Annotated in this window: 24 protein-coding genes; 3 read left to right on the plus strand and 21 right to left on the minus strand. The window is 28.7% G+C overall.

The window, feature by feature from the left end:
• Nucleotides 1–39: 39 nt before the first annotated feature.
• From L992_RS07035 to L992_RS07070, 8 genes are all read right to left on the minus strand, one after another.
• A complete protein-coding gene (locus L992_RS07035) occupies nt 40–1188 on the minus strand; it encodes an NAD(P)/FAD-dependent oxidoreductase (protein WP_047395326.1) in 1149 nt (382 codons plus the stop codon).
• A gap of 15 nt (nt 1189–1203) precedes the next feature.
• Entirely contained in the window at nt 1204–2634 is a 1431-nt protein-coding gene (locus L992_RS07040; protein WP_047395285.1) for an SLC13 family permease, read from the minus strand.
• Between the two features lie 65 nt (nt 2635–2699).
• Nucleotides 2700–4487: an aryl-sulfate sulfotransferase gene (locus L992_RS07045; RefSeq protein ID WP_047395288.1), complete on the minus strand. Its 1788-nt coding sequence runs from the start codon at nt 4485–4487 to the stop codon at nt 2700–2702.
• A gap of 310 nt (nt 4488–4797) precedes the next feature.
• Nucleotides 4798–5613 (minus strand): nitroreductase family protein, encoded by an 816-nt coding sequence (locus L992_RS07050; protein ID WP_047395290.1) that lies wholly within the window; start codon nt 5611–5613, stop codon nt 4798–4800.
• Nucleotides 5614–5679: 66 nt separating this feature from the next.
• Nucleotides 5680–7032, minus strand: coding sequence for a cell wall metabolism sensor histidine kinase WalK (locus tag L992_RS07055; RefSeq protein ID WP_052193934.1), 1353 nt, complete (start codon nt 7030–7032; stop codon nt 5680–5682).
• Entirely contained in the window at nt 7013–7675 is a 663-nt protein-coding gene (locus L992_RS07060) for a response regulator transcription factor (RefSeq protein ID WP_047395293.1), read from the minus strand. The genes L992_RS07055 and L992_RS07060 overlap by 20 nt, the downstream gene beginning before the upstream one ends.
• A gap of 109 nt (nt 7676–7784) precedes the next feature.
• A complete protein-coding gene (locus tag L992_RS07065) occupies nt 7785–8144 on the minus strand; it encodes a hypothetical protein (protein ID WP_047395296.1) in 360 nt (119 codons plus the stop codon).
• 101 nt (nt 8145–8245) lie between these two features.
• On the minus strand, nt 8246–8569 hold the full coding sequence (locus L992_RS07070) for a hypothetical protein (RefSeq protein WP_047395299.1): 324 nt from the start codon (nt 8567–8569) through the stop codon (nt 8246–8248).
• 125 nt (nt 8570–8694) lie between these two features.
• Here L992_RS07070 and L992_RS07075 point away from each other — a divergent pair, with 125 nt between their 5' ends.
• Complete coding sequence (locus L992_RS07075; protein ID WP_047382568.1) at nt 8695–9348, plus strand: CatB-related O-acetyltransferase; 654 nt, start codon at nt 8695–8697, stop codon at nt 9346–9348.
• A gap of 95 nt (nt 9349–9443) precedes the next feature.
• Entirely contained in the window at nt 9444–9899 is a 456-nt protein-coding gene (locus L992_RS07080; RefSeq protein ID WP_047382570.1) for a D-Ala-D-Ala carboxypeptidase family metallohydrolase, read from the plus strand.
• A gap of 50 nt (nt 9900–9949) precedes the next feature.
• Here the strand turns inward: L992_RS07080 and L992_RS07085 are convergent, their stop codons facing one another.
• The 4 genes from L992_RS07085 to L992_RS07095 form a co-directional block, all read right to left on the minus strand.
• Entirely contained in the window at nt 9950–10582 is a 633-nt protein-coding gene (locus L992_RS07085) for a hypothetical protein (RefSeq protein ID WP_197053394.1), read from the minus strand.
• Nucleotides 10583–10633: 51 nt separating this feature from the next.
• Nucleotides 10634–10798, minus strand: a complete 165-nt coding sequence (locus tag L992_RS13485) for a hypothetical protein (protein ID WP_156110658.1) — start codon at nt 10796–10798, stop codon at nt 10634–10636.
• A 41-nt stretch (nt 10799–10839) separates the two neighbouring features.
• Nucleotides 10840–11424 carry an MATE family efflux transporter gene (locus L992_RS07090; protein WP_047395305.1) on the minus strand — a complete coding sequence of 195 codons (585 nt, stop codon included), beginning with the start codon at nt 11422–11424 and terminating at the stop codon, nt 10840–10842.
• Between the two features lie 118 nt (nt 11425–11542).
• A complete protein-coding gene (locus L992_RS07095) occupies nt 11543–11854 on the minus strand; it encodes an MATE family efflux transporter (RefSeq protein WP_047395309.1) in 312 nt (103 codons plus the stop codon).
• A gap of 74 nt (nt 11855–11928) precedes the next feature.
• On the opposite strand from L992_RS07095, the gene L992_RS13125 reads away from it, so the two are divergent.
• Entirely contained in the window at nt 11929–12711 is a 783-nt protein-coding gene (locus tag L992_RS13125; protein WP_052191719.1) for a MerR family transcriptional regulator, read from the plus strand.
• Nucleotides 12712–12785: 74 nt separating this feature from the next.
• Here L992_RS13125 and L992_RS07105 read toward each other — a convergent pair whose 3' ends face one another.
• The 9 genes from L992_RS07105 to L992_RS07145 all read right to left on the minus strand — a co-directional run bounded on the left by L992_RS07105 (nt 12786) and on the right by L992_RS07145 (nt 20524).
• A complete protein-coding gene (locus L992_RS07105) occupies nt 12786–14087 on the minus strand; it encodes an ABC transporter substrate-binding protein (protein WP_047382576.1) in 1302 nt (433 codons plus the stop codon).
• A 36-nt stretch (nt 14088–14123) separates the two neighbouring features.
• Nucleotides 14124–14927: a carbohydrate ABC transporter permease gene (locus tag L992_RS07110; protein WP_047382577.1), complete on the minus strand. Its 804-nt coding sequence runs from the start codon at nt 14925–14927 to the stop codon at nt 14124–14126.
• A 1-nt stretch (nt 14928) separates the two neighbouring features.
• A complete protein-coding gene (locus L992_RS07115; protein ID WP_047382579.1) occupies nt 14929–15798 on the minus strand; it encodes a carbohydrate ABC transporter permease in 870 nt (289 codons plus the stop codon).
• A gap of 159 nt (nt 15799–15957) precedes the next feature.
• Complete coding sequence (locus tag L992_RS13130; RefSeq protein WP_052193935.1) at nt 15958–17388, minus strand: GGDEF domain-containing protein; 1431 nt, start codon at nt 17386–17388, stop codon at nt 15958–15960.
• Between the two features lie 130 nt (nt 17389–17518).
• Nucleotides 17519–18154, minus strand: coding sequence for a hypothetical protein (locus L992_RS07125; protein WP_047395312.1), 636 nt, complete (start codon nt 18152–18154; stop codon nt 17519–17521).
• Nucleotides 18155–18166: 12 nt separating this feature from the next.
• Nucleotides 18167–18349, minus strand: coding sequence for a DUF1858 domain-containing protein (locus L992_RS07130; RefSeq protein ID WP_197053395.1), 183 nt, complete (start codon nt 18347–18349; stop codon nt 18167–18169).
• Complete coding sequence (locus tag L992_RS07135; RefSeq protein ID WP_197053396.1) at nt 18339–19067, minus strand: hypothetical protein; 729 nt, start codon at nt 19065–19067, stop codon at nt 18339–18341. The genes L992_RS07130 and L992_RS07135 overlap by 11 nt, the downstream gene beginning before the upstream one ends.
• A gap of 40 nt (nt 19068–19107) precedes the next feature.
• Entirely contained in the window at nt 19108–19650 is a 543-nt protein-coding gene (locus L992_RS07140; RefSeq protein ID WP_052191721.1) for a tyrosine-type recombinase/integrase, read from the minus strand.
• Between the two features lie 49 nt (nt 19651–19699).
• Nucleotides 19700–20524, minus strand: coding sequence for a MerR family transcriptional regulator (locus tag L992_RS07145; protein WP_047382585.1), 825 nt, complete (start codon nt 20522–20524; stop codon nt 19700–19702).
• Nucleotides 20525–20597: the final 73 nt, after the last annotated feature.

Genomic DNA, 20597 nt, shown 5'->3' on the forward strand with positions numbered 1-20597 from the left:
GACTCAATTTTTTAGAATTGAGTCTCTTTTTATTCTTAATCAATTTAATTTATTTACAAAGATTTCTGCTTTATCTATATTTTCTTTATTGAAAAATTTAGCTAGATATCGATTTTTTCTAACATCAACATATATAAAATCTCGCACTCCAGACTCTTTTACAATTTTCTCTTGTTCAGATAGATATTTTAGGCCTTCGCTGTCTAAAGAGTTCCAAAATCCTATAGCAACCTCTTTATCCTTTATTCTATTAAAATATATCTCCATCTCTTCTAAATATTTTTCTGCTGCCACTGCTGCTACTGCACCATCTGCCGCGGCTGTTATAACTTGTTTCAAATATTTATCTCTCACATCACCAGCAACAAAAACCCCTGAAACTGATGAGTTTAAAAGTTTATCACACTCTATATGTCCTCTTTTATCTAATTCAATTTCACTCTCTTCTAAAAACTCTGTATTAGGTATCATCCCAACAAAGAAGAATACCCCTTTGCAAAATATTTTAGTAAGCTCTCCACTCTTTAAATTTTTTACAGTCACACTATCTACCGATTCATCTCCATCAATCTCATCTAAAGTTGAATTCCAAATAAACTCCATCTTAGGATTTTTCAAAGCCTCCTCTGCACTGAGTCTATTACAATCTAAAACTCCCTCATCATGTAAAACTATAACTTTTACCTTAGAGGCATACTTAGATATAAACATCCCTTCTTCGATAGCCTGATCTCCACTTCCTACAACTACAACCTCTTGATTAGAGAAAAATTCCGCATCACAAGTTGCACAGTATGCCACTCCTCTTCCTTTGAAATCTACTTCACCAGGAATCCCTAAAACTCTTGGCTTTGTTCCTGTAGCAAAAATCACACTTTTAGCTCGATACTCTTTTCTTCTACTCTTAAGAATTTTTATCTCTCCATCAAGTTCGACACTTCTTATACTATCCCTTATAATTGTCGCTCCTAGTCCTTCTGCATGCTTGGACATTACCTCCCCTAAATTTTCTCCCGAAGTTTTAGGTATTCCTGGATAATTTACAATCTCGGTTGTTTTTGCTGCCATCCCTCCTATAGTTCCTTTTTCCAATATCAAAGTTTTCATTTTGGCTCTAGCTCCATAAACTCCTGCTGCTAATCCTGCTGGTCCAGCCCCAACTATCACTAAATCATAAATTTTTTCCATAATATCCTCCAGTATTTAAAGTAATCCTAGTATTCCCCAGTAAGGAACACATACAACTAGTAAAAATAGTAAACTTAGTATCATTTTCAATAAATAAATTTTTACAAACTCTTTTAGAGTCATTATTCCATAACTAAACATCATCAATGGTAAGACATATTCATACGGGAATATTATTTGCTCTAATCCTACTGCATATGAATTCAGTATAACTGTTGGAGATATCCCATTCTCGATAGCTGCTTCCACAAGAGGTTGAGTTAGAGCACTCGCTGCAGCTAAAGGAGTTAGTAAGAAGTTAACAATTACACCTATTAACCAACTTACAGAAACTATCTCAAAGCTGCTTCCTTTTAAAAACGGAGTCAATATTCTACCAATAAAAGCTCCTGTTCCTGTTGCCATAGATACAGCTCCAATTGTCATAGCTCCTGTCATTAATATTATCATTGCCATATTAACACTTTTTATATCTTTTTCATCTGCAACATTGATTCCAGGAAGATAGAAGCAAAATGCTCCAATTGCAAATACCCAACCTGCAGATACATTATGAATACTGCTTGTACAAAGTATAGTTACCATAACTCCTAAAACCAACATAACTTTTTTCTCACTTGTAGTTATTTTTCCTAATTTTGAATACTCTTTTTCAAAATAATCTTTTGTTTTAAAGTTATTTTCTTTTCTGAAAATCTCTGCATTTCCTCTATAGAAAAATAAAACTGCACCTATATATACACAAGATAAAATAAATGTCATTAATCCCATTTCTTTCATATAAGCAACCCAACTTAAATTTACACCAAAATTTTTAGCAATTGAATATGCAATCAAATTTATTCCATCAACTATTGTCCAAGGTGTTAGTGCCATAAACGAGCTAGTAGCCATTATTGCAATTGCCTCTTTAGTATTCTTCTTCAATCCCAAAGCAGTAATAATTCCATAAGCTATTGGTAAAAATAATGTCGTTCTTGCCGCGGTGCTTGGTATAATTATACATAATATTAATCCAACAATTAGAAATCCTAATAAAATTCCACGATATGTTCCACCAGCAATTTTTATAGCAGTTATCGCCATCCTTTTCATCAATCCAGTTCTATCAAAAACATTTGAAATTATCATTCCACCTATAAATAACCACGGCATCTCTGTAGTCCAAGGCGAAAAAGCTTGAGCTGGAGTTGCCAATCCAAAACTCACATAAACTATAGGTAATACCAAAGCTGGTGCAGCTAATGGCATCAACTCAAAAGCCCAAATCATAATAACTAAAATTGTAATCATAAAAAATGTTCGTATATTTCCAGTATAGTTTTCATTAAGCTGTATCAACATAGGAGTAAACATCATCAGTATTGAAATAATCCACTTTATCACCTTCGTTTTGTCGTAACCTTTTTCCTCTAATACCTCATCTAACTTTGCAACATTTTCCATAAAAGCCTCCTATCTCTTAATAAAAAAGGTTACCCGTTTAAAGGTAACCTTCTTAAAATTAAAAATTACTGCTCTAAGAACTCCTCTACCTCATCAATTGAATGTGAACCTATTAATCTTCCTTTTAACTCTCCATTTTCATATAGCATTAAAGTTGGAATTGATTTTATCTTATTCTCATCTAAGTATGGTTTCTCTTTATCAGCATCTAAGTGGTACTTTTCAAATTGTCCTTCAAAGTCTGGTAATAACTCTTCCAAAATTGGCTGTAAATCTCTACAGTTTCTACATCTCTCCGCTCCTACAAACACCAGAACAGATTTTCCTTCAGCTACAACCTCTTTCAATTTTACTGATGATATTCCAGGGAATAAATCTTCATTTATATCAAACAGTTTAATTTTTTGTTTCACTTCATCACCAGCAGCAACACATGTACTAAGTGCATCTGCTTTTACATAAGGCATTACACCTTCAACTTTTATTTTAACTGCTGTTCCACTTGGAGCCGCTCCAGGGACTCTAAAGTTCGCAACATCTATTCTTTCAATTGGTGTTTCTACAGGCTTTTCAACTTGTGGAACCCACTCATACGGAACTCTATATGATCTATAAATCATATTCATATTCATAATCTCTTTATCCCATCTAGGATTTATATACTCCCAAACTATCTCGTGGTCTGCTGTAACCTCTATCAATCTACCATTCGATCCCTCTGTTATTAAAGTATTTCCATTTTCTAATCTTTGAGCTCCACTTATAAATGGACTATAGAATCTTGAGGCATCTAATGGTACAACAAATCCAGCTTCTAACGGTGTATACTGCCAAACTATTTCCAATGTTATTGGATCTATTTCTAGAACTCTAGAGAAATCTCTTCTAGCATTTTTTTCTCCAAACTTTGAAACAGGGTTTGGTGCTCCATATCCAGCCCATCCTCCATTGTCAAATACTAAAATATTTCCTTCTCCAGGAAGACCTCTTGGAATCATATGAGCATGGTGTTGCCCTATAATGCACCCTAAGTGTTGTAACTCCTCTGTTTTATAATCTGGTCCTATTTTCCAAGTTAGCTCTCCTGTTTTTTTACTTATTATTGCAATTATATTTGTTTCTCTTGCATCCCAAATAATATTATCTGGATGGAATCTTTCATCTCCTTCATCATACCATCTATTTGGTCCTAAAACAGACATCGAGTTAATATGCATCCAGTCTCCAACTTTTTCAGGAGATGTTGCTCTTAAATTTGGATCTCTGAATAAAACATTTTTTGCTTCTTCTGAGAATCCATATTCATCGAAGTGTTCGTTGCATGCCCACTCCCAAATAATTTTATTATTTTCATCAACTTCATAAATAACATCATCATGTAAAAGTTTATCAGATATCTTAGGATTTCTAATATTTTTATGACCTAAAATTAAAGTTTTTCCTCCACCTATCTTTGGTTCCATACCTGGAACATAGTATCCAACAGGATTTCCCTCTCTTTGATAGTCATGATGTTGTCTAGCCATCCATCTTGGAGCCTCTCCCTCATCCTCTATATGTTCATACTCATCAAACTTCCAAACAATATTCCCATCCCAATCCAACTCAACTAAGTCAACTTGATCTTGCATTCCAAATTTTGGACTTCTTTCTCCTCTACTCCCTAAAATATGTCCATTTGGAAACATCTTATTTGGGAATCCTTGTAATCCTTCCCATAGACGAATCTCTCGTCCATTCATATCAATCAACATTGCTCCTAAACCAATTAAATTAAATACTGTGTAACCGCTCCACGCTTTCTCTGGATTATAAATTGTAGCTCCTGTAGGATAAACTGTAGGATGACCCATTCTAAAACCTCCACATATATTTTATTTTTAACTTGTTCGTTAAAATTTAATTCATAATATCTTCTAGTTAAATACTCATTCAACTATGTTCTATTTTAATTCTTATTGATTGCAATTATATGCTTTAGTTTAGTTAGTAATCGATAATTTGTCAAAAGTATTTTAAGGTTAAAAATAAATTTTTTGTAGAACAAATTATATTCATTTTTTGAGTAATTTTTTAAAACCACTCTCTAATCGGGAATAAAAAAATACAAGTATATTAATATACTTGTATTTGAAGATCTTTTTTTAACCTTTTTAAATCTCTCTATTTCCAAATTATATTTGGTTTTTTTCTTGGAGTAGTTCTTCTATACTTTACATTTGGATAACCCACTACCATGCACGCCACAAGGTTCTGAGATTTTTCTATCCCTAAAAACTCTTTTATTGCTGGATTTTCCTCTGCTGCTCTCACTAAGAAACCACTAAATACAGTTCCTAGACCCAACGCATCTATCATAAGTTTCATATTTGCAGAAGCCAATCCTGCATTAAGAGCATGTTCTGATGTAACCATAATAAGCACTGGTGCTTTAAAGAATAAATTGTCCTCTCCATCAGGATTTGTAATAAAATCATCATGCATCTTTATCCACATAGCCGCATATCTTTTATATAAAGGATTTGTTGAATTTTCTAAAATATAATGCCCCATAGCTTTAAGAGTTTCTAAAGTAATTCTTCTAACATCTTGAATACTATCTTTCACCACAACATAGTTTACATTTTGTGCATTACTTGCTGTTTGAGTAAATCTTCCAGCTTCTATTATTTTTAATATCTTTTCATTTTCTACATCCTGATTTTTAAAATGTCTAATTGTTCTTTCAAATCTTATAAAGTTTAAAAGATTATCTGGGTCTATTGTAAAACTATCTTTATCATACTCAACTACATCATTCATATCATACTCATCTGTAGAAATTGCTGCCACAGGGCAAACAGCTATGCAGTGACCACATTTAAAACATCTTACATTTTTTATTTCAGCTTTTCCCTCCACCATCTCAATATCTTTTACAAAACAATCCTTAGTACACAGCTCACATCCGATACATTTTTCAGTATTAACCTTAAACATAAAATCATCCTCCAAATAAAAATTTATTTACTCACTATATTATATACCATTCTCCCAATAGTTATATTAATTTTTTTCATTAAATATCTTCAGTTTTACTATAAACATCTCCCTATCAATAACTATATCATATTCAATATCTCCTAAATCAGAAGCCTTTTGAACGATCGATAATCCCAATCCCATACCATCAAACTTGAACTCCTCTGCATTTTTACCTCTTGCAAAAGGTTGAAATAAATTTTTTTTATCAATCTCAATTGTTCCATCAAAGCTATTTTCAATAAATAAAAATTCATCTTTTTCAAAAATTTCTATCTTTCCTCCAACTTTACTATATTTTAAAGCATTCTGAATTAAGTTGTTAAAAATCAATTTTAATAGTCTTGAATCACCTAAGATATTGCTTGTTTTAACAGAAACATTTATCTCTATATCTTTTTCAAGTTCTATTATGTCATATTTTTCTAAAGCGTCATTTAAAATTTCATTTAAATCCAATTTTTCTTTTTTTACTTTGAAAACACTGCTATCTAGCTTCGAAAGAGTTAACAGGTTCTCTGTCAAATCCTTCATCTCATTTCCAACCTTTAAAATAATTTCGTGGTATCGTCTTTTCTCTTTTATATCTAAATTCTCCTCTTCTAAAAGAGCTGTGGCATGAGCACAAATAACTGATATTGGAGTTCTTAATTCATGAGAAGCATTCGATACAAAAGATTTCAAATTATTTATAGAAGTTGAAAGTTCATTTGACATCTTCTCTAAATTTCTACTTAAGTCTCCAATTTCATCCTCTCTAGGTATACTTATATTTTCTGGGAATTCTAATTTTGAAATCTTATCAGCTTTCTCCTTTAAATAACTTATATCTTTTGTTATTCTCTTTGAAAAAATAACTCCTGCAATCAAAGAGATCAACGATGCTATTAAAGCTGTAACTATATTAAATATATTACTCTCATGACTGTGAGATTGAATTACCGAAAGAGATGTTCTTACAATCATCTGTTTTTCTTCTGATATTTTCTCAGCATAATACAAAACTTTGGCATCATTTCCTAAAAACTCTTGGATTTGAAATTTATTGTAAACTGCTTCATTAATAGTTGTAGTTCGCCTCATCATATGGCTTCCCATCATGTGAGTTTTTTTCAGAGATTTAATCTCTATATCTATTCCCATCGCTTCTTTTACATCATAAACATAATTTTCATAGTTATCCTCTGATTGAGTTTCATATATATATTTACCTGTTTCTATAACTCTCATCATCATCTCTTTTTTTCTATATGTATAAAATTTTTCTAAGAAAATAGCATTAAAAAAATAATTTGTCAAAAGAGTTGTAAGTATTATAAAAATTGAAAATCCAAATATCTTTCGAAATAGATTCATTTTAATTTTGATTGAAAACATATCCAACTCCTCTTATTGATTTTATGTAATCACCATAGATTCCAAGTTTTTTTCGAAGACGAGTCACAAGAGTATCAACAGCTCTTTCCTCTCCACTAAATTCAAATCCCCAAACTTCGTTTAATAAAGTCTCTCTTCCTAAAATTATATTTTCATTTCTAAAAAAATATTCTAAAAGTAAGGCTTCTCTTTTACTTAAAATTATCTCCGTTTCTTCATCTATAATAACTTTAAATCTATTGTAATCAAAAGTTAATCCATCTAAATAGAAAAATTCATCACTTTCCATTTTTAAAAGTTTCTTTATTTTTAATAAAATTATCTTTGTACTTATGGGTTTCGTAATATAGTCATCTGCTCCAAGTTCTAAGCCATGTATCTCATCTAACTCTGTATCACGAGCTGTCATTATAATTATTGGAATCTTTGAAAACTGTCTTATCTCTTTGCATATCTCCCAACCATTTTTTTTAGGTAAATTTATATCTAAAAGAACTAGTGATGGTGAAAAAGAGTAAAACTCCTCTAAAGCCTCATCTCCTCTAGTTACTATCTTTATCTCAAATCTCTCTTTAATTAAAGTTTTTCCAATTATATTTGCTAAACTCTCTTCATCCTCTATAATAAGTATCTTTCTTTTCATCAATTTCACTCCCTATTTGCTATCACTTTTCGTCAATATATTATACAACAAAAAGACGAGTTCGCCCCGCCTTTTTATTGCTTCTATATTATTTATCTCAACTATTAGACTAATTTGTTTTCATCATATTTTGTTGCATTTTAGTCATATGAGCAGCTCTGATATTTGCTATCTCTCCATTTAAAACTTCAACTTTTTTCATATCTGGATTCGATGTATTCATAATTTTGCTTATTTCTAATCTTTTCTCTTGAATTTTTATCATATCACCTTGCATCTCTTTTCTTAACTCAGGAGACATATTCATTCCCATATGGTTTCCATTGTGTCCACCACTCATCATTCCACAGCTCATTGATTCATTCATCATTCCACCATTTCCATGATTCATTCCACCCATATTTCCATGTCCTTTAGCAAAAGATACCGCTGATAAAGCTAACATTCCTACAAATAATAATTTTTTCATTAAAATCACTCCCTTATCTATTTTTTATTTTTTCTCTGTTCTTTATACATCTATATTAACAAAAGTTTGTTACAGAATTGTTTCAATTGCATTTTTATTTTTTAAATTTTTTGATATCTCTGTGGATTATTTTTTATATCTAATTTTAACTTTTGAATCTCTGAATCTCTATTTTTTTCTAACTCTTGAATTTTAGAATTTAAAAATTTCAATTTTTTATTATAATCTCTAGTTGAACTTTTTAGATTTCTCAGTTCTATTTTATAACTATCTAATAATTTTTCATTTGTATCAAATATATATTCATAAGCTATCTTTTGCTCGGGTTTTAAATATAAATCAAACTCATTTAAACTAATCTCTACTGAAGCTAAAATAGATGTTATATTTAAAATAATCATTCCTAATAAAACTATTTTTTTCATATTTTTAATCCTCCAATAATAATTTTTCCATTTTTCTCTCTCAAACATATTAACAACTTTATGTTTCTAAATTGTGTCAAAAATTGTATAATAATTTGAAACGAATTTTTAAAGGAGCTATTAAATTGAAAAAACAAATTTTTGAAAGTTGGTTAGAGGGAGTTGAACTAAAATCACATATAAAAAATCCGAATATATCTGTTGGCGATTTTTCTTATTACTCTGGATACTATCACGAAAAACCTTTCGATGAATTTTGTGTCCGTTACTTATTAGGTGATAATAGTACTAAAAATTATAAAGAAATTTTTGGAGAGAAATTTGAATTTGATAAATTAATTATAGGAAAATTTTGTTCTATAGGATCAGGAGCTATTTTTATGTTAGCTGGAAATCAAGGTCATAATTATTCGTGGATATCAACTTTTCCATTCAATCCTAAAATTTTTCCAAATGCTAAAAATGGATTTAAGAAAAAAGGAGATACCGTTATAGGCAATGATGTCTGGATTGGAAGTGAAGCCCTTATAATGCCCGGAGTTCAAATCGCTGACGGTGCTGTCATTGCTGCTAAATCTGTAGTTACTAAAAATGTTCCACCATATTCAATTGTGGGTGGAAATCCTGCCAAAATTATAAAGAAAAGATTTTCAGATGATGATATTACTAAACTTTTAGAAATAAAATGGTGGAATTGGGATATTATTAAAATTAATGAGGCTTTACCTTTTATTAACAGTGAAAATATTAACGATTTATTTTTATTTTCCAAAAGTTAAATAAAAAAATTGACAAATTGATTTAAACACAGTATAAATATAGGGTGTATGGGTATATTTATACTGTAACTATATATAGGAGAACGCAATTATTTATGAAATTTTTATTATTAAGCATATTATTTTCTGTATCTTTATACGGAAAAGAGAATCTACAAATCTCAAAATATTTTAAATTAAAAGATGCAACTAAAAGTGCTACAGCAAAAAGATATAAAATAAATAATTTACCCAAAAGTAATACGAATATTATCTACGCAGCTAAAAGACTCGATAAAGTTAAAGAGATTTTAAAGAAAGATATATATGTAACAAGCTGGTATAGAGGTGACTTATTAAATAAAAAAGTTAGAGGAGTTAAAAATTCTCAACACAAAGATGGTCTAGCTATTGATTTCAAAATCAATGGCAGTGCTAAAACTATAAAATCTAAACTAGATAAAGCCAATATAAGTTATGATCAATTGATATATTATTCTAAGCAAAATAGAGTTCATATTAGTTTCAATAAAGATGTTGCAAAAGAAAGAAATCAATATATTTTAAAATAAATATTTTCTATAAAAAAACCGTGATGAGATTCACGGTTTTTAAAATTCTTTTATATCTCTGTTTTATAAGACTTGTTATTAAAAATAAAATCTCTAACATAAATCGAACCCTTTGGGTGTTTCAACATTTTTTGAAAAACTTGGATTGTTAATTTTGTTATATTAAGATTATTTAAAACCAAATCATTATTTGATTTTATTCCATAGTATTTTGAAATCTCAAGTAATTTAGGCCATCGATTTCTTCCATTCGAGTTTTTTATCTCAACAATATTTATATTTGTAATCATTGTACAAAATTGTATCCTCTGATTCAAATTTAATATATTTTCACTAAGTTTTATATTATGCGAAACGAAATGCTCTACATCATTTGAAAAAATTTTAAAAGCCTCTTTTTTACCATCATGAAAATCCTCTAATCGAATAAATTCACCTGTTTTTAAATTGAATCCCATTTTTATTGCTGTAATATTTGATTCTTCTAAAAAACTAGATGTTGTATCAATTGTATAAAAAATAATTTTTTTATAATCTTTTGATATCTTCTCTATTTCTGAATCAATTTTTTTTGAAGTTATAATAGTTTTCTTCGCTATAGGCTTAGGTTGATGTAGCTTTCTCTCACTAGAACTCCTAACTTTTACTTTACTGATATATTTAGATTTTTTAGAACTTTTCATATAAAAAAATAGCACTATTCCAATAGTTAAAACTAATATATATATCATATATTAAGCCTTTATTATTTTTAACTTCAATAAGTTGTCGCTAGATTTCTCGAACTTTATAGATTTCAATTCAAAATCTAACTTTGCTAGTTTAGGTAGTAACTCGTTTGCTATTTTTTCACATAACTCATGCTCTTTTAAGTGTGTATTTTGGTTTAAAATTTTCAAAATATATCCCTCCCAAATAAATTCTACATCTATATTTTATACTAATTTGTAGAAAAAAGGAAGACCTTTTTTAGATAAATTTTCAAATCTTTTCTTAATAATAAGTTCCAAGCTACAAGACATAAAATCTCTGAGAATAAAGTGCTCAACCAAACACCTTTTAATCCTAAACTTTTAGAACTAATAAATAGCACTATCGGAAAAAATACTATTGATCTAAATATAGATATAATATTGGATTTTTCAGGGGTATTTATAGCTTGATAGTATCCTGATTGAATAACATTAACTCCTATAACAAAAAATGCAAGATTAAAAATAGTCAGCCCTATATATGTTTCGTTTATAATAAATATATCATTTGTAAAGAATCCAATAATTTTATTTCCCCAAACATATAAAATAATAAAATAAAATAAATTTATGCTAAATGCTGCCATCATTGTAAATTTGTAAAATTTAGAAACTTTTTCATGATTTTTAGCTCCGTGATTAAAACTAAATAATGGTTGAACTCCAAACGATAATCCTAATAGTAACATATAAACTATTGTTGTTAAATAATTTATAATTCCAAACGATGCCATTTGATTTTCATTTCCAATTTTTAAAATAGCTAGATTCATACAAAATATTATAATTGAAAATGTAATCTCCATAAAAAATGATGGAAATCCTATTCTTATAAAACTAAAAATATTCTCTTTATATATTCTGCTTTTACCAAAAGAAAGATGACCTTTTTTAAATAAAAAATGTAAAACTTAAAATTAAACTTAAAATTAATAAAAATAATAGTATCTCTCTAAATATACTGATACCTTTTTTTATATTACCATTTCCAAAACTTTCAGATATAAGAGTTCCACCACCAACTGCAAACATCGAAGCTATCCCAAAAAATAAAATAGAAATTGGCATAACTAAATTTACTGCTCCTAATGCTAAAGCACCAACTCCTTGCCCAACAAAAATACCATCAACTATTACATACATTGATGAAATAAACATTGCAAATACCGAAGGTACTGCGTACTTAATAAATTCTTTAAACATTTTACTTCCTCCTTTAATACTCTTTAGTGTATACTCTATTGTAACAATAGAGTCAAAATATATTTGGAGGAAAAATGATTTTTTCAATTGGTGAAACAGCAAAATTAAATAATGTAACTATTCAAACATTACGTCATTATGATAAAGAGGGACTTTTAAAGCCTTCATATATAGATGAAAATACAAAATACAGATTCTATTCTATAGATCAATTTTTACAAATAGATTTCATTAAAAGATGTAAGGCCCTTGGCTTCTCTTTAGATAAGATAAAATGTCTTTTATATGAAGAGAATAGCTTAGAAAATATTTTAGAATCAATAATTTTTCAAAAATATATGGTTCAATTACAAATTGAAAAGTTACAAAATCTGAAAAACAACTTAGAAGAGTTAGAAAATAATTTAGAACACGCTATTTTTAAGTTAGATAAATCTCCTGATTTAGAAGATATAAGCTTTTATATTTTAGGTAGCTCTAAAGGTGAAATGAAAAATATTGCTGATATTGAAACTCATATAAGAAAAGTTTTGAAAAGTTTTAAATCTCCTCATAACATCAGTGACACATTTATTGTTTTAAAAACGAATAAAGACTCTCCTGAAATCTATACCGAGCTTATAATAGCTTCGTATTCTATTAAAAGCGAAATAAAATATTCAGCTCGTGGAGTCTCATTTTATACTGAAAGTGCAGCTTTCCATACTAAGGATTTCTTTGAGAAAATTGAAGATTTTAGTATCGAAAATAATCTTCAAACTAGAAGTGAATATCTCGAAATAGCCTATGTCTCAAAGCTAGATAGTAAAAATAAAGAGAGATCACTCGTAAGTATTTTCTCTCCAATAGATTTGTAAAAAACTCCTCGCGTGGATAAGCTAACTATCCTAACGAGGAGTTTTTTATAGTAAAGGGTATTAATAATATAAAGTTATTTGTTAATTCTATTGTATCTTTGAATTATTCTATCTGAATCAGCTACGTGCTTTTCAACAATTTTCTCTACAGAAGTTTTTCCTTCATAGTTTGCTTCCATTGCTTCAACCATTTTATCTCTAAGCTCTGGGAATACTCCTATAATAGCTCCTTGAGTTGAGTAAGATGGCTTAGTTTCTTTTATTTCAGCAACAGCAGTTCCAAATTGTGGATATTGTTCCATATTTTGTTTCATCTCTGCTGTATCGTAAGAAGCTTTGTTCACTGGATAATAACCTGTATTAATTGACCAGTAAGATTGAACATCTTTTGATGTAGCGTATTTAATAAAGTCCCAAGCTGCTTTTTGAGTTGAATCAGCTGATGAGTTTGTTATCCAAAGAGATGCTCCTCCAACAACACTTCCATTGAAGTTTCCGCTTTCGTTTAAAACAAATCCTGTACCAACTTCAAAGTTAGAGTTATTTATAACTCCTTTAATTCCAGCAGACGAATCAAAATACATAGCTACTTTTCCAGATGAGAAAGCTGTTCTTATAGAATCCCAATCTCTTCCGTATGATGTTGCAGAACCATCTTTATACATACCTCTTAAAAACTCTAAAATTTTTGGTAAATCTTTTTTATATGTTACAGATGTTGGAGTCTCTCCAGTTCTACCATTATTTTTATCTACATATGTCACTCCATCATTAGCTAAGAACTGCTCAATAAACCATCCATACATAAGTACTGCTGAACCGTATCTATCAATAGAACCACTGCTATTCTTTTTAACTAATTTCTTTGAATACTCTGCAAACTCAGCATAACTTTTTGGAGGAGTATTTGGATCTAATCCAGCTTCTCTAAAAGCATCTTTATTATATATCATTATCGCTGTTGATGAGTTAAATGGCATAGAGTATAACTTTCCATCTATTCTATAATAATTTAAAAGTGCATCCTCTAACTGATTAACATCAAACTTATCTGCTTCTATAAAGTTTTGCATTGGAGTTATAGCTCCACTATTATACATGAATGATGTTGAAATATCATTCATTTGAATAAGAGTAGGTGCATCTTTCGTTCCTGATATTGCCTTAAATTTTCCAATTGTTTCCTCATAAGATCCTTGATAAATTGCTTCAATCTCTACATCCCCTTGAGATTTATTGTAATCTGCAACGATTTTATTCAAACTAGTCTGAAGCCCTCCACTCATCGAGTGCCAAAATACTACTTTTTCTTTTCCTAAAAGTGTCGTTGATAAAGTTAATCCCAATCCAAATAGTGCCAATTTTTTTAAATTCATTTTTCCTCCCGTTTATTTTAAAGTTTCAATTCTTAATTACTCTTTTACTGCTCCAGAAGTCATCCCTTTTTGAAGTTGACTTTGCCCTATAAATAGAACAATTAATGAGGGAATAATAACAATAACTACTGCAGCCATTAAAATTCCAAAGTTTGTTCCCTCTTCTGCTTTTATCATCTTTAAACCAATTTGAATTGTTCTAGATTCCGGTCTAGTTGAAATCATCAACGGCCATAAATACATATTCCAAACGTTTAAGAATGAATAGATTCCCCAAGTACTTAATATCCCTTTTGATAGTGGTAAAACTATTTTTAAATATATAAATCCATGGCTACAACCATCTATTTTGGCTGCCTCAATTAGCGATTTATTAAGTGTTTTAAATTGTTGTACCATTAAAAATATTCCAAGTCCATTTGCTAAAAACGGTAATATTATTCCTAACTTTGTATTTAATAATCTCATTTTTAAAATTGTAAAGTAGTTTGGAATAAATATCGATTCCCAAGGAATAAATATTGAACACATCACAAGTAAAAATATAATTTTTTTCTCCTTAAACTCCACAAATACAAGAGCATAAGCTGTCATACTACAAATTATTATTTGAATAATCATGGCAACTATTGATGTTATTAAGCTATTCATGAAAAACTGAAGTATTGGCACATTCTGTAATAACTCTTTATAGTTTGTTAGCTTTACTTCACTTGGTAATAACTTTCCACTTATAATATCCTTCGTTGACATAAAACTAGAGATTAAAGCATATATTATTGGAAAGAAAACTAAAATTCCAGACAAAATAAGTAATCCATAAAATATTTTCTTTTTCATTTTACTGATAGTGCACCTTCCTTTCTAGTTTAAATTTAACAATCATTATTATTGTAATCAATAGAAGTAGGAATAATCCCTGAGCACTAGCATAATCAAATCTATAGTTACTAAACGCTGTTTTATAAATACTATATACTATAAAGTTTGTTGAGTTTGATGGTCCTCCACCTGTTAATATATCTACTTGACCGAAACTTTGGAATGATTTTAAAGTTGTTGTAATCAACAAGTAGAATAAACTTGGACTCAGTAGTGGTATTGTTACTCTAAATAGTTTCGAGAAATAATCAACCCCATCTACTTCACAGCTTTCATCAATCTCTTGACTTATATTTTGTAATCCTGCTGTTAAAACTAAGAATCCGAAACCTATATTCATCCAGATTGTTGCAAACGAAATTGCCCAAATTGCGTATGTTGAACTTGTAAACCAGTTTATTGGTAAAATTCCAAAGAATTTTAAAATATCATTTATCAATCCTACACTCGGATGAAATAAAAATAAAACTATACTTGAACTAGCCGAAACTGAAACTCCCATACTTGATGAGAAAATAACCCTAAATAGTTTTATTCCCTTTAATTTTTCATTACATATTATCGCTAAAAATAGTGATATAATCATACTAAAAGTCACTGTTATTAGTGAAAATTTTAATGTTGCTAAAATACTTTCATAAAACGAAGCATCTGTAAATAATTCATAGAAATTTTCAATCCCTGCAAATCCTACTATCTGTCCTTTTGAATCAGTGAAAGACAATGAATACATAACCGTCTTCAATAGCGGATAGATATAAAATGTCAATAATATTAGCAATGATGGCATTGAAAATAAAACTCCTGTTAATTTTTGTTCTTTTTTCATAATCCCTCCTCAACTATTACTTTATACTATCCATGTTAATCCTTTATAAATTTTATGTAAAAGTTGTGTAAGAATTTTATAAGTTCCTATTTTCACTTTTTTCTCTAATATTTTGTAAAAAATAAAAAAATAGAACCATTTCCTGGTTCTACAATTTTTTTATAAAATTTTATAGTTATTCTTTCCACTATTTTTAACTTCATAAAGTATTTTGTCTGCATTCTCATATAATTCTTGAAATTCTATTCCACTTTTAGGATATAAAGCTACTCCTATAGATAATGTTATTGTAACAGCCTTATTTTTTATAACTATCCCCTCTTTCAATATTTCAAATAATTTCTTCAATTTTTTTTCAATTGAATTGATATCCTTATAATCTACAGCAAAAATACTAAATTCATCTCCTCCCATTCTAATAACTATATCAAAATCATTAAAAGCTTTCTTCAATATTTTTGCTATTTGAACCAAAACCTCATCTCCACCATCATGACCCAATGTTTCATTAATATTTTTAAAATTATCAATATCTATCATAATAAAAGCATGATATGAGCTCAATGTACTTTCATCTATAATCTGTTTTATCATCTGTTCACCAGATTTTCTATTATATACTTTTGTCAATGAATCTCGAGCAACATACTCTAAGAGAGCATATTCTCTTTCTTGAGAAAGAGAAATTTCTTTTTTATATATATAAATTCCTACAAAAATTATACTCAAAAGAATAATAGCAATAAAAATTACTAAAACCATCGAGTGTTGAAGTAAAAAATCTTTAAAACTAATAACTTCAATATATCGCTTTAACCATTTAGATGTAAGCTTCTCAATTGTTCCATCTCTTTGTCTTTGGATTATTGCTTTATCCAACTCCTCTATTAAATATTTATTATTTTCTGAAACTCCTATTGAAAACATCTTATTTACTAAAATCTGACCAACTGCATTTATATCTCCATATTTTTTACCTAAACGACGCCCTACAGAATATGTAGCCAAAATAAAATCATTTTCTCCACTTTTTATAGATTTAAAAGCTTCTCCATAACTATTATACCCTTTAGCTTTTTTATCTAATTTATAAGGTTTCAAAAAAAGATTTTTGCTATCACTTCCTTTTAAATACGCTATCTTTTTATCATAGAGTTCATCAAAATTAGAATACTTTTTCGTTCCAAATAAAACAAAGGAATCTTTACTTACAGGAATAGAAGAATAAATATTTTGAGTATACTTTGAGCCTGTAACAACCCCTAAAATTAAATCTGCTTCATTTTTTTCTATAGCTTTAATACACTCACTCCAAGGAAGTAATCTTAAATCTATATTTTTTTTTAAAATCTCTCCTAGTGAATATATCAGTTCAACATCAAATCCTACAATTTTATTTTTATTATCAATAAACGAATATGGTTCAAAATCCACATCTGTAACTACAATCAAGGTTTCTAAGTAGTTATTATTTTCTTTATATTCCATTAAAGGTAGTTTATTTTTAAATGAATATCTCATCAAAACTAAATAAAAAAATAAACTTATTATCCCTATAACTGCTCCTATATAATATTTTTTATTTTTCATAATCATTTCCCCTTTCATAATTATGTAAAACCTATATACCAATGAAATTTTAATTTCTTTTAATAACACTTGTTATAATTGCAAGTTAGTCTAAAAAAAAACTATCTCAAAGATTTGAGATAGCCACATCTTATTTTATAACAATTTTAAATTTCTCATCAGTTTCCTTTATGTATTCAAATTCTGAATTTAAAGTTTCTACAAAAGTTTTTATCCAAAAATCTCTTAAATCATAAAAAACTTTTACATCAATATTCTCTTTTGCCCAAACATCTTTATGAACACAAACTCTTCTTTCCCATTGAACCAAATTATCTTCAGAAACAGATATAACATTTACTCTATCACACGGCATTCCATCTAAAATATAGTTATTCATGCAATTATAAATATCAGAAGCTACAGCAGGCTTTCTCTCTTTTTTTACCTCTTCAGCTGCTAAAATAGCTTGTTCTTCAAAAATTTTCTTTAAATGCTCTATTCCATTCTCATCATTTTTTAATATAAAATTAATCCATGCTGCCATTCTTCCCTCTGAAGAGTGAATTCTTCCTTGTAACCATCCATGAATATTGTTTATATCTATAATCTCTTCTAAATTTTTATTCTCTAATTTTTTTCCATATTTTTCTTCTATCTCTTCGTTTACAACTGAAACATCTAATCCTCTATCCACTATGAATTTTACTATACTTTCCTCTAAATTTTCAAACCATAATATCTTATTAAAAAGCCAATAATGTATTTTTCCTAAATATAAACTCATCAGTCTCTCCTTTTATGCATTTAATCTTTCTAAAACTTCATTTAAATCTAATCCGTGAATCTCACAAGCTTGTTCTAATCTCTCCATTTGAGCTGAGGGACATCCAATACATCCCATTCCATATCCCATTAAAATCTCTACTGCCTTTGGGTTAGTTTCTATTATCTCTGCTATTATTGTATCTTTAGTTATCATCTTTATCTTCTCCTTTTATTTCTAATAATTTTATAATATCTGTTCTAAACAGTTCAATACCAATTCTATCTATAAAATGCCCCAACTTTTCTCCCATAGTTGCATTTTCATTGTAGTAGTTCAAAGTTATTTCCACAGCCGTATAAGCCTCGGATTCTGATAAATCTCTAATTAGAATATCAGCACTACGAGGATTAAATCCTGCGCTTCCTCCAACTGTTATAAAAAATTTTCCATCTGTATCCACAATAACACCAATATCTTTTGAATAAGCTCCAGTACAAGCGTTTCTACATCCTACAACAGCTATTTTAGTTCTACACGGAAGTTCCATTCCATGGAAATTATTGCTTATTTTCATTCCTATCCCAATCGTTGGATACTTTGATCTTTTGCAATAGTTAGCTGGACATATCTCAACATTTTTTACAGAGTTTTGAGTTCTTACAGCTGGCTCCATTCCTAATTCATCCCAAATGGCACCTAAATCTTCCTCTTTTAAATTAGTTATTAAAACTCTTTGACCCGATGTAATTTTTAAAACACCTTTATATTTTTTAGCTACTTCAGCTATTTTTATCAGTTTATCTGGCGTAATAAATCCTCCAGGTATATGAGGAGTTATTCCATAAGTTCTTTTTCCATCTTTTATCTTTTGTAGATTTCCTCCATGAATACTCATCTTCAAATCACCATCCTGAATATATAATATAATCATTTCAGAAAAAAATCAGTAACATAGGTTACATTCTGAAAAATTAAAAACCTAATCTTTGCTTTCCTCTATAGTCATCAGCTTTCTCTTTATTGACTCTTATATATTTTTGTGTAACAGAAACACTTGAATGATTTAGTAACTGTTGAACAAACATAATATCCTTTGTTTCATTGTATGCTAATGTTGCAAATGATTTTCTAAAACTATGTGTGCTTATAAATGTACTATCTATATTCTCGTGATCACAAGCTTTCAATATCTGATCTTGAACCTTTCTAACAAATGCTTTAACTTCTTTTTCTTCTGAAGCAAATATATAATTATCATCTCTTGTTCTATTCTTAAAAAGATATTCTACTAACTCCATATTTATCCTTGTTATTTGTGGTTTTTTTGTCTTTTTTTCGATTATTTCCAATTTTCCAAACTGTATATCACTATATTTTAATCTAGCTATATCTTGAATTCTAAGCCCTGTATTAAGTTCAACTAAAAGGGCATTTCTTACATCTTGTTTTATTTTTTCCGAGCCTAAAATTAGGTCAATTTCATCTTTACTTATTGCTTTCGTCATTTTTCCCATATAATCATCACCCTTTTTTAATTATAACATTTATAATATTTTTACGAAACTATTTAATAACTCTATTTTCTACAGGTACCTGGATTTCAGTTATATATTCCTCTACATTTTCAGTGCTATGAATATCAACATGAAAAATCTCAAATATATCTCCTTTTATAATTAAATTTCTCTTCTCAATAAATTTTTTTACTTTTTCATAATACTTATAACTTTCCGAATAATATCCCTTATAAAAAACTGTAACATAAAGTCCACTTCCAATCTCTTCTCCATCTTCTGTTCCTTCATTATTTATAACAAATGTTTCTTCGTAAACATTATAGTTTCCATTAAAAAAATTCTCTTTACTCAATGTTCCACCATATTCATTATCAATAAATAAAAAATCATTTTCTGAAAGCGTTTTTATACTTAACAATTTAATTTTAAAGTCAATATCTCCATCCTCTTTAACTTGTCCTTTAGATTTTATAACTCTTCTTTTAGGTATCTCTTTTAATTCAGGAACTTCAAAAATAACTTCATTCTTAAAATATTCTAAATTTGATTTTTTTATTAGAAGCTCCTCTTTTAATTTATTGAATTTTTCTAATTCTCTCTCTACAATATCTAATTGAGAATTCAGTATTTTTTCAGTAGAACTAACACTTCTTGTTTCTAAAAAACCTTTTATATCATCAAGTCCCAATCCCAATCCTCTTAAATTACGTATATTGTTCAACTTCCAGATTTGCTCATTTGTATAATATCTATATCCACTCTCTTTTTTCATTGCTGGTTCTAATAGTTTTATTTTTTCATAATGCCTTAGTGTATCTACACTTATATTATAAATTTTGCTTATTTCACCGATTGAGTAATATTTTTTCATAAAATCACCTCGTATAATGAAGATATAAAAATCTTCATCAATTTATTTGTTATAATTTACTAAAGTGCTGTGG

Origin of the sequence: Cetobacterium sp. ZOR0034 (assembly GCF_000799075.1) — a bacterium.
Lineage (GTDB): Bacteria > Fusobacteriota > Fusobacteriia > Fusobacteriales > Fusobacteriaceae > Cetobacterium_A.